This window comes from Streptomyces sp. NPDC055287 (genome assembly GCF_053646035.1).
In genome coordinates this window covers 138,195-147,460 of the sequence record NZ_JBSHNE010000015.1, presented here as the reverse complement: position 1 = coordinate 147,460, position 9,266 = coordinate 138,195, and the positions used below count along the sequence as shown (strand labels likewise).

Here is a 9,266-nt window from a genome sequence, read left to right as displayed (position 1 = left end):
CTTCAATACCGGCCCCACACCCTCGACGGCTTCATAGCCGGCACCGGCCTGACCCTCGAGACATCAGCCTCACCCTGACAGGCCGAAGTCAGTAACCGGACCGCAGTAGGGTCATGTCAATCCCTGAAGGGCTGTACCCCTTCCCCGAATCGCGGCACGTCGGCCACGGTCACGTCCAGGCGCGGCCGGACGAAGCGCAGCGGGTGTCTCCACGCGCCTCGGTCGATCGCGGTATCCGCACTGATTTCCGCGACCAGCTCGGGGACCACGAGGACGGGGTCGAGGGGATCGCGGCTGCCCAAGCCGGCGGTGAACCGTACGCCGGTTCAGGGGTGGTCGGGGCCGGCCTCGGTGAGGAGGTCCGCGAGCCGGCGGGCGGCGTCCGGTTTCAGGGGGGGTGGTGCGGCCGACCGCGCGTGGCCGGCCATCGGCGTCGTACCGTCCCAGCACGAGCAGCTGCGGCCGCTGAAGCGTGCCGGTGACGCCGCCGATGATCGCTTCGGTGGTCTCACGCCGACGGCCCTGGAACCACCCGAGGCGTTCGGAAGGTACCTCTGGCTCAAACCCTTGATGACGAGTCCCTCCACACCAGGAACTGAAGTTCCAGGAGTTCAGCCACTCCTGGGCGACGGCCGCGTCGGCTGGCCCACCGCGCCTGGGCCAGGTGCGGTTTCACCGACGATCTCCTCCTGAAGATGGCGTCCCGTATCGAGGGGCTTTGTGAGACGGACTTCGATACTGCGGTCAGGACGATGAAGTGCCAGGCCTTCGTCGAGGCATCCGAGAAGGCCTGCCAGGGGTCCAGTGCCACAGGGACGCTTTCACTGGAGGTCAACGGCGCACTGCGCCGTGAGTTCCGGATGGGGCAACTCGCCTACTACGTTCAGGATCCATCCTGACCTGTGGGGCCGTGCCCCTTCCCGGCCGACCTGGTGGTTGGCCACCACTGGCAGGGTCCCGGTACGCATGCCTCAGGGCAACTTCTGATCAGCGAACAGACCGCTTCTGGTGTCAGCGCACTTGGCTTGACGGCTGCACTTCACGTACATGACTGCCAACCGTTGCATCGTTTACTGCTCGTAGCCCGCTCAACGCACTCCGCACCTCAGCCGCCGATGAAATCGAGGGCTACGCGGGCGGATCCGGCGATGTTGCGTGGACTGCGCCACCGCTCCAGCAAATCCCGGCAGGGCCGGATGCTCTCCTCGTTCGGGTGTTGCCACTGGTCAGCCCGCCCTGCTGGTACGGAAAGGACAAGCCCGTGCCTCGGGGTTCATTGGAGCTGTTGTGCCGGACAAGGCGCTCCTTCATCAGTCTCTGCTTGTATCGCCGGCAAAGGCGGTGCGCAGATATGCGGCTGCCTGCCCCAGGGCACGGCTACCGGCGTCGAGGGCTCCTGCCATGGCGAAGAAGCCGTGGGCCACGCCCAGGTAGCGGGTCGACTCGACCGGGACGCCGCTGTCCCGCAGGCGCTGAGCGTACTGCTCGCCCTCGCCGAGCAGCGGGTCGTACTCGGCGGTAATCACCAGTGCCTGCGGCAAGCCCGCATGACACGACGCGCGCAGTGGGGATACGAGCGGATTCTCGGGGTCGGCCATGACCACCCAGTTTCGGTCTGAGCCCTGGCCCACATCCGTCTTGGTGGCGCCGAGGCCGAGCAGTCTGGTCACCTCGTCCTCAGTGCTGCCGTCGATCGGGCTGACGTCGAGGTGAAGCCGGTTCTTCACGGTCTTGCCTTCGGGCATCTGGATGAACACCAGGGTGGATGGCATCTGGCGGGCCCGGACATCCTCGATGGTCGGCACCCACGAGCCGATCTCGACCTTGTCCTCGCTCCGGTCGATCACCTTGAAGTCCAGGACCTCGCACCAGGAGGCCGCGAGCCTCTCCGGGTGGTGGCAGTCAACGGTCAACTCCGTGAACCTACTTGTCATGACTCTCCCAGATGGTGCGGACGGGGCTCAGAGTGTGTCGGCCGTCCGACAGATACGAGACCCTGCCAGGTCTTGAGGCAGAACCGGCAGGCCGGACGCGCATCGGCGCCAGTACCGGGACCGGTTGGGCGCACTGCGGGCAGAGGAGGGTGGTGTCCGCCACCTGCGCCAGGCCGGCACGCAGGTCGTCCATGCGGGTCGGACCTGTAAGTTCGCCCCTTTTTTAGCCCTGACGTGCGCGGAGTCGAGTACCACTCGGGACAGGTCCAGCAGCTCCTCGTCGGCGAGTTGATCGAGAACGGTCTGGTGGAGACGGCCCCACACTCCTGCCCGTGACCAGATCGCGAACCGGCGGTGCACCGTCGCCGTTGACGCCCCAAAACAGGGTGGCAATGCCCGCCAGGCACACCCACTCACCAGCACGTACACGATGGCCGCGAACACCGCCTCAGGGTCGATGTTCGCAGTACCGCCGCCCTGCGGACGTATCTTGTCCGCCGGAAGCAACGGCCGCACCAACTCCCACAACCCAGCCGGAACAATCCAATCCCAACGCCCACTCCCCATGAACAGCCCAACAGCCAACTCACCACGTAAGACACGGTCCAAGCGGAGAGACGGCGGGGTCTGGCCCCTGCGCACTTACAGGGTGGCTGACCATCGGCCGCGGGAAAGGATGGTCTCACCGTCAGGGGTGATAGTGACCCTGGAGCCGTACACGGGCAGTTCGCCCGAGGCATTGAGGCGGTCGCGGATGTCTTCCAGCGTGTCCCACAGGCGGCGGGGGCCGCCTTGGTGGACCGTTGGCGACTGGCAGAGACCGTCGGCGCTGGCTCGGGCCCAGGAGCCGTCGGGGTGCGCCATCCAGATGGTGCGCCCACCGCTGTCGTGTCGCTGGCTGCGGTGCTCGATACCGGGGGCCTCCAGCTCCAGCATCGAGCGCACCGCCCATTGGTCCGGCACGTACAGCAGCGGGTACCGGCTGGTGGACACGTCCTCGCCTCCGCCGTCCGCGACCTCCCACACCTCGGCCACTGGCGCGGTGTCGTCGTAGTCGTCGCCGTGGCGGGGGCCCATGAACGAGGCCCCGTCGTAGGCGATGTAGCCGCGCGCGCCGCCGTCGGCCGTCTTGTCGACGACGAGGATCAGCCCGGTGCCGGTGATGGTGGTGACCAGCCGCCCTCCGGGGCGCAGCGCTTCCAGCCAGGAGGCGGGTACGGGCCGCACCGACACGGTGGACACGATGCGGTCGAACTGGCCGGGGAAGGTTGCCTGCGTGAGGTCGCAAATTGCGGTGTGCGGGTATAGCCCGATCGTGCTCAGCCGGTCGGCCGCCGCCTCCACCAGATAGGGGTCGATGTCCACACTCGTCACCAGCTCGGCGACGCCGAGCCGCTGGCACGCCAGTGCTGTGCCGTAGCCAGTGCCGGTCGTCACCAGCGTGCGACGGCCATCGGTGATCATCGCGTGCCGGTACATGGTCACGACCAGGGTGGGCAGGGTCGAGGACGACGTCAACCTGCCCGACTTGGCGACGTGGCCCGGGGCGGCGTAATCGGTGTGCACGGGCCCGATGCGAGTCACCAGGGTGTCGTCGACGTAGGCGCGATCGAGCCACACTTCGACGTCTGCGGCGCCATCCCGGACCACCCGCCGGCCGCTCCTGAGGCAGCAATACCCCCGGGTCCTCGGGCGAAGGTGCCCGAAGGACCCGGGCGGCGCAGCGGAAGGGACCCGAGCCGACGCGGGAGAACGGCGGGCCACCGGGCGCCGCCCGCGCCGGAGGTCGGCACCGGATCGCGGTGCATCGCACCGGGGCCCGAGGGCTCGGCTCGCTTTCGGCCAGACGTACGGCAGGGGCGTCGGCCCGCGTTCACCGGCTCGGGGCCGATAACCGGCACTTGCGCGCAGCATCGCCGACCCGTGTCCGCGGAGATCCTTCCGGCGCGGAACCGGCAGCCGCTCGCGCGGGCTTCGCACCCACCATCCGTCCATACGTCGCGCCAGGGAGCCCGGCGGCCGGATGCTGCTGCGCATCGTCGCCGAGACCGCCCGGGGCGCGCGGACGCTCGACGGATTCACCAGCAGAAACGAGGTTGGGACAGCGCTCTATGTGAGGCGAGGGTGCTAGCGTACGCCCGTTCACTCGGGAACTTGGAGCGCACCACCATGAAGTACACCGTCTCGATCGAGATCGCCCTGCCGCGGGAGAAGGTGGTCCAGCTGCTCGCCGACCCGGCACACCTGCCGAAGTGGCTGCGGGGTCTGGTGCTGCACGAGCCGCTGAGTGGGGTGCACGGGCAGGTCGGTACCAAGTCGCGGGTCGTGATCCAGATGGGGCGGCAGAAGATCGAGTGCACCGAGACCATCACGCGCCGGGAACCGGCAGACCTGCGCGAGATCCCGACAGGGAGCGTCGTTCACTTCGACCGCGAGATCGTCGGCGAGGGCATGTGGAGCGCCGTGCGCGACCGGCTGACCGAAGCCGGTCCGGAGACGACGCTCTGGGTGAGCGAGAGCGAGTACCGGTTCAGCCGCGTGCTGATGCGGCTGGTAGGGGTCCTGATGCCCGGTGCCTTCCGCAAGCAGTCGCAACAGCACATGCAGGACTTCAAGGCGTTCGCCGAGCTGGGAAAGGACGTCCGCGAAGCGAAGGACTGATCTGCTTGCGGACGGCGGTCGTCGACAGTCGAGTCCCCCGGCCGGCGCCACCCGAACCTCACCGGTCGACATCATCTCGGCCTGTTGTGCGCTGGGTGCAGAAGTCTCGCGGGGCGCGGTGAGAGCGACTGCCTGCGAGACGACAGGCCTCACCCACACGCCCGTTTCGGGAGCACTTTCGCGAATGGTTCGCGATCCTCCTTGAATGAGCTGCCGCACGGTGACGCGTTTCTTCTCACGAGCTCCGAGCTCTGAACACGGCGTGCGCCCGTGCGGTCCGGCGGTGAGCGCCAACGGTGTGCTGCTGCGTCTTCCCCAGCAGCAAGGCGGCCATGGTTCTTCATGTGGCCCGTGACCTTGAAGTCACGTGCCGTTCCGACAGCGCACTCGCACATCTGGGTGGTTGCGGCCAAGTCCGTCACCTCCGCCAGCTGTCCGCTGTCGCTCATCCAGAAGAGGCCGTCCTGCCGGAGCAGCAGAGGCGATCGGTGTTCGCTCGTCTCTGGATTCCGGCCTCTCGCGCCTACGAGCGCACGTGCTTGCCAATGCCGATTGCCGCGCCCCGGCGCAGGAAGGGATTCGGTCAGGGGGTTCGTAATCGGGTCTGAGTCTCAGGGGCGGCTCAGGCCCCACGTCTGCAAAGCATACGGCCGCCCCTTCTCCTCACCCGTGATCAGCGGCACGTCGAGCAGTCCGAAGCCCGCCTTGGTGGCCACGGCGACACTGGCGGCATTCTCGGCCTCCAGCTCCAGGATCACCTGCTCCGCGCCCAACTGCTCGAAGGCGTACGCGGCCATCACCCTCACGGCGCGAGCTGCCAGCCCCTGGCCCCGGTGCGCCGGGCCAACCGCATAGCCGAGCTCCGTGCCCTCGGGCGCGCGCCGCAGCATCACCTCGCCGAGCGGTGCACCGCCGTCGACGGTGATGGCGAGCAGGATGGTCGTGCCCTCCTCCCGCATCTGCCGGTCACGGTCCAGCCGTGCACGGGCGGCGGCTGCGTCGAAGGGTGAGACGATCGGCGTCCAGTACGCGATGTCGGGGTGGTCGAACAGCTCCGGCATCGCGGACAGGTCCACTTCCGTCCAGTCGCGAAGGACAAGCCCCTCCCCCGAAAGCTCAATCCGCTCGGGCAACGACGGCGTGGTGCTAGTCATGATGGGGGCCTCCCTGGTCTGTTCAGGACGAGGCAGGATAACCAGGACCGGCGTAGGCGTACGGGGACATGGCGGGGTTCATCAGGCCCCGACCGTGGTGGAAGGACGCCCGGGTACCCACACCCGCCTCACCACCGCCGCGGCCGACCAGCGCATCCGCCGACTCCTCGCCTACGCCCTGCAGTTCCACCCGCAGCGCCGCTACCCCCTCCGTGAGCTCGCCAGCGCCTCCGGATACACGAACTCGGGCGTACGAACCGCCTACACCGGCAAGGAGGTCCAGATGGTCCGGGGCCAGATCAACCGCGATCCGTCGCCCGTCGGTATCGCCGGGCATGCACAATAGGCCAGGCCCGGTCCTCCATCCCCTCGATTCGATCTCGCCCCCTTCTTCAAGGTTCAAGCGTCACGACGAGGCGAAGGGGTCACGCAACGTCCCTACAACCCAACAACGGGGCAGAGGGTAGCTACCCAGCCTTGGCCACATGGCCGAGAGAACGTCCCCGCTCGGCTCCGAGGAGCGCCGCGCGTGTTCCAGTACCACGCCGGCCTGCACCTTCTCCTCCCAGGCCTGACTGGGCCCTTCACCCCAAAATTCATCCGGGAGAATATCGTCAACGATGACCGTTGCCCCCGGTTTACACATCTGAGCTATGTTCTCCAAGTCCGACCTGGCCTCCTCCAGGCGGTGGCCGCCGTCGATGAACGCTAAGTCGAACATGCCCCCCGGACCACTTTTGCTGTACTCGGGCAGCGTGATCTTCGAATCGCCGATGATCAGCTCATGCCGACCGGGAAATTTTTCATCTATCAATTCCTTGGCCGGGACCACACATTCATGGAAGCCTAAGTCGAATGACGTGACCGAGGCATCCGGATTCGCCTCCAGGAAAGCATAACTCGACAGGCCGGCATGGAATCCGACTTCCACTATGCGATGAATTTCAGGCACGCTTGCGGCGCTGATGAGATCGGCGAGCTGGGCCGGCGACGACGATCCTTCACGGATGCGAACGCCTGCCGAGCTCAAACATGACTGCATCGTCTGCACGATGTCACGAACAACCGGATCCATATCGTATTCCACGTCAACCCCATTCGAGATTCACCATGACTGCGTCTTGGCAGTTCGCGATGTTAAACACAGCAGCCTAACGCGCCATTCCATGGCCACCACGGATATTCCATGCGTAAAAAATCAGCGCATTCCCTGACATCAGTGCCGCCCCGGACCCCATAGGGCTCCCTGAGCAAGAGAGCGCAAGCCCTCCGTGGACCGCCAGTTTGTTCAGAAGGAATAGACGTGATCCAGCAGGAAGTGCGGGCCGTTCCGGTCGGCGCCGAACTGCGCCTCGAAGCGTCGCCACCAGGACTCATGCTCGGTGTACCAGGAAACCGTACTGCGCAGCCCGTCGGACAACGGGATGTCTGCCCGCCACCCCAGCTGCTCTTCGAGGCGCGCCGGGGACGCGACGAGCGAGGGGCCCCGGCCGTCCTTCACCGGTGAGTTGACGCGTGCCACTGACCCCGAGCCCGTCAGATCGGCGATGGCGTCGGCCACCTCCTCCAGCCCGGTGGGAAGGCCAGCCGACAGGTTGAAAGTCTCTCCCCACAGACCACGCTCCACAAGTTCCAGAAGAGCACGGGTGGCGTCCTCGACAGCGAGGAAGTCACGAAGCCGGCCTGTCACTGCCTCGCTCTTCATGCCGGACAGTGACTGGGCGACGACCCGCGGGACGATACGGTCCGGGGCCTGCCACGGTCCGTAGAGATTGGTCAGTCGGACGGTGGTCGTCTCGGTACCGAAGCCATGCCGGAGGGAGGTCAGATACTCCTCGCAGCTGATTTTCGAAGCCGCGTACGGGGAAAGCGGGCGCAGTGGACTCTTTTCCGTGAAAAGAGCGCCGTCATTTCCTCCGTAGACCTCGATCGACGAGGCGAAGAGTACGCGCGCGTTCATTGCACGGGCGGAGTCGAGGACGGCTGCCGTCACAGCGGTGTTGTTCGTCAGGACCCGCGCCGGTTCGTACAGAGAGAAGTCCACCTGCGGCAGCGCGGCGAGATGGACAATGACATCCGCTGAAGCCTCCAGACGGGCATCGGGCTTCGAGAGATCGACGAACTGGTGCGGCGCCCGGTCGAGCAGGCCCGATGAGCGAAGGCGCCCCAGGCGGTCGGCGACGTCGACCAAGTGCACGCTATGGCCCGCCTCCAGGGCGGCGAGGGCAAGGTTCGTACCGACGAAACCGGCAGCCCCGACCATACTGATGGTGAGCGGCATGCTGTTCCTCCCCTGTCGTGAGAACTCATTCGGCGCGGTCATGACCGCTTCTTTGCGCTGGATGACGCCGTCGGGTTCCTAGGCGTGTCGGGTGGAGACGCGTGCGGCGGATACAGATCTGGGCTCCGGACCCGCAGTCGGCCCTGGTGTGCGCAATCAATGTGTACCTCGCTCAGGTCGGCCACCGGCGTGCCGTGGACGGCGTCCCGTCCGCATCCCACGGCTATCGCGGCCATGCCCGCAGACCGAGCCGCGAGGAGCCCGGCGGGAGAGTCCTCGAAGACGAGACAGTCAGGAGGCCCGATGTCCAGGGCGGCCGCCGCCCGGAGGTAGCTTTCGGGAGCGGGCTTGCCCTCCGCCACATGTTCCGAGCAGATCAGAAGAGAGGGCTGGGGCAGGGAGGCGGCCGCGAGCCGGCACAGGGCCACCTCGCGGGCCGCAGAGGTCACCACTGCCCACACTCTCGTCGGCAAGGATCTCGTCAGCGCGTCGGCGCCCGGGGACGCTGTGATCCCCGCCGTGTCCTGGCATGAAAGCTCGTGCAGCCACCTGATCTCAGCCTCAACCCGGGACCGCGGTACGAACATCGGAACGAAGTCCCGGTCCCTCAAGCCGTGCGATGTCCGCATGACCTCAGCCACGTCAAGGTCGTTGCGCTCGGCCCACATGCGCGTGTGCCTGTCGATGGTGCCGTTGGACTCCACCAGCGTGCCGTCCAGGTCGAACAGCGCCGCACGGTAGCGTGGGGCGCCCGGCTGTCCGTCGCTCATCAGCGCACTCCTCTCATAGTGCTCGGAGAACCGCGTCGCTCCGGGCGCGGAGATATACCTCGTTGAGTTCCGCCGGCACCGGACCGTCCCAGTGCGGACCGAGGAACAATGCCTCGCCCACGTCGAAGGCGGAGGACATCGAATGCGTGGCGACCGGCAGGGTCCTGGCCGGGCCGCCGGTCCACGGGGTACCGGGAGCCGCAGACCACCATGCCTCCTCGTCGTTCAATCGACGTAGCAGCGGCAGCAGGGTCTGTGCGTTCCACGGGTCTTCTGCGCGGCGGCCCGGCACCGGGCCCGCGGTCACATCCCACAGCGCCACAGCCCGCGTGCGGAGCCGGACGGGACGGTCGGAACAGCGCAGGAGTACATCCGCGACCGGCAGCAGCGAGCGGTTGTCGAGGCGCTCGCACGCGAGTTTCGTGAGCATGGGCAGATCGTGATCGCCGGCGTCCGGGCGGGTACA

The 9,266-nt window shown here is 67.0% G+C and carries 10 protein-coding genes and 2 pseudogenes; 4 read left to right on the top strand and 8 right to left on the bottom strand.

Annotated features, from left to right (window positions below; all coding sequences use genetic code 11):
* Both ACWIHY_RS23815 and ACWIHY_RS23810 read left to right on the top strand, forming a co-directional pair.
* Nucleotides 1-78 (top strand): annotated as a pseudogene (locus ACWIHY_RS23815) (transposase); the annotation flags it as partial.
* A 617-nt stretch (nt 79-695) separates the two neighbouring features.
* Nucleotides 696-899 (top strand): hypothetical protein, encoded by a 204-nt coding sequence (locus ACWIHY_RS23810; protein WP_454377680.1) that lies wholly within the window; start codon nt 696-698, stop codon nt 897-899.
* A gap of 411 nt (nt 900-1,310) precedes the next feature.
* On the opposite strand, the gene ACWIHY_RS23805 is transcribed toward ACWIHY_RS23810, so the two are convergent.
* The 3 genes and pseudogenes from ACWIHY_RS23805 to ACWIHY_RS23795 all read right to left on the bottom strand — a co-directional run bounded on the left by ACWIHY_RS23805 (nt 1,311) and on the right by ACWIHY_RS23795 (nt 3,584).
* On the bottom strand, nt 1,311-1,934 hold the full coding sequence (locus tag ACWIHY_RS23805; RefSeq protein ID WP_454377679.1) for a VOC family protein: 624 nt from the start codon (nt 1,932-1,934) through the stop codon (nt 1,311-1,313).
* Between the two features lie 172 nt (nt 1,935-2,106).
* Nucleotides 2,107-2,501, bottom strand: a pseudogene (locus ACWIHY_RS23800) (transposase); the annotation flags it as partial.
* 75 nt (nt 2,502-2,576) lie between these two features.
* Nucleotides 2,577-3,584 (bottom strand): protein-L-isoaspartate(D-aspartate) O-methyltransferase, encoded by a 1,008-nt coding sequence (locus tag ACWIHY_RS23795; RefSeq protein WP_454377678.1) that lies wholly within the window; start codon nt 3,582-3,584, stop codon nt 2,577-2,579.
* A 504-nt stretch (nt 3,585-4,088) separates the two neighbouring features.
* Between ACWIHY_RS23795 and ACWIHY_RS23790 the strand changes: the two genes are divergently transcribed.
* Nucleotides 4,089-4,595 carry an SRPBCC family protein gene (locus ACWIHY_RS23790; RefSeq protein ID WP_454377677.1) on the top strand — a complete coding sequence of 169 codons (507 nt, stop codon included), beginning with the start codon at nt 4,089-4,091 and terminating at the stop codon, nt 4,593-4,595.
* A gap of 611 nt (nt 4,596-5,206) precedes the next feature.
* Here the strand turns inward: ACWIHY_RS23790 and ACWIHY_RS23785 are convergent.
* Nucleotides 5,207-5,752, bottom strand: coding sequence for a GNAT family N-acetyltransferase (locus ACWIHY_RS23785; protein WP_454377686.1), 546 nt, complete (start codon nt 5,750-5,752; stop codon nt 5,207-5,209).
* A 91-nt stretch (nt 5,753-5,843) separates the two neighbouring features.
* Between ACWIHY_RS23785 and ACWIHY_RS23780 the strand changes: the two genes are divergently transcribed.
* Complete coding sequence (locus ACWIHY_RS23780; RefSeq protein WP_454377676.1) at nt 5,844-6,095, top strand: hypothetical protein; 252 nt, start codon at nt 5,844-5,846, stop codon at nt 6,093-6,095.
* Nucleotides 6,096-6,155: 60 nt separating this feature from the next.
* Here the strand turns inward: ACWIHY_RS23780 and ACWIHY_RS23775 are convergent, their stop codons facing one another.
* The 4 genes from ACWIHY_RS23775 to ACWIHY_RS23760 all read right to left on the bottom strand — a co-directional run bounded on the left by ACWIHY_RS23775 (nt 6,156) and on the right by ACWIHY_RS23760 (nt 9,230).
* Nucleotides 6,156-6,836, bottom strand: a complete 681-nt coding sequence (locus tag ACWIHY_RS23775; RefSeq protein ID WP_454377675.1) for a class I SAM-dependent methyltransferase — start codon at nt 6,834-6,836, stop codon at nt 6,156-6,158.
* 201 nt (nt 6,837-7,037) lie between these two features.
* Nucleotides 7,038-8,030: an NAD-dependent epimerase/dehydratase family protein gene (locus tag ACWIHY_RS23770; protein WP_454377674.1), complete on the bottom strand. Its 993-nt coding sequence runs from the start codon at nt 8,028-8,030 to the stop codon at nt 7,038-7,040.
* Between the two features lie 38 nt (nt 8,031-8,068).
* Nucleotides 8,069-8,800 carry an HAD-IA family hydrolase gene (locus ACWIHY_RS23765; protein ID WP_454377673.1) on the bottom strand — a complete coding sequence of 244 codons (732 nt, stop codon included), beginning with the start codon at nt 8,798-8,800 and terminating at the stop codon, nt 8,069-8,071.
* A gap of 13 nt (nt 8,801-8,813) precedes the next feature.
* Nucleotides 8,814-9,230 (bottom strand): hypothetical protein, encoded by a 417-nt coding sequence (locus ACWIHY_RS23760; RefSeq protein ID WP_454377672.1) that lies wholly within the window; start codon nt 9,228-9,230, stop codon nt 8,814-8,816.
* Nucleotides 9,231-9,266: the final 36 nt, after the last annotated feature.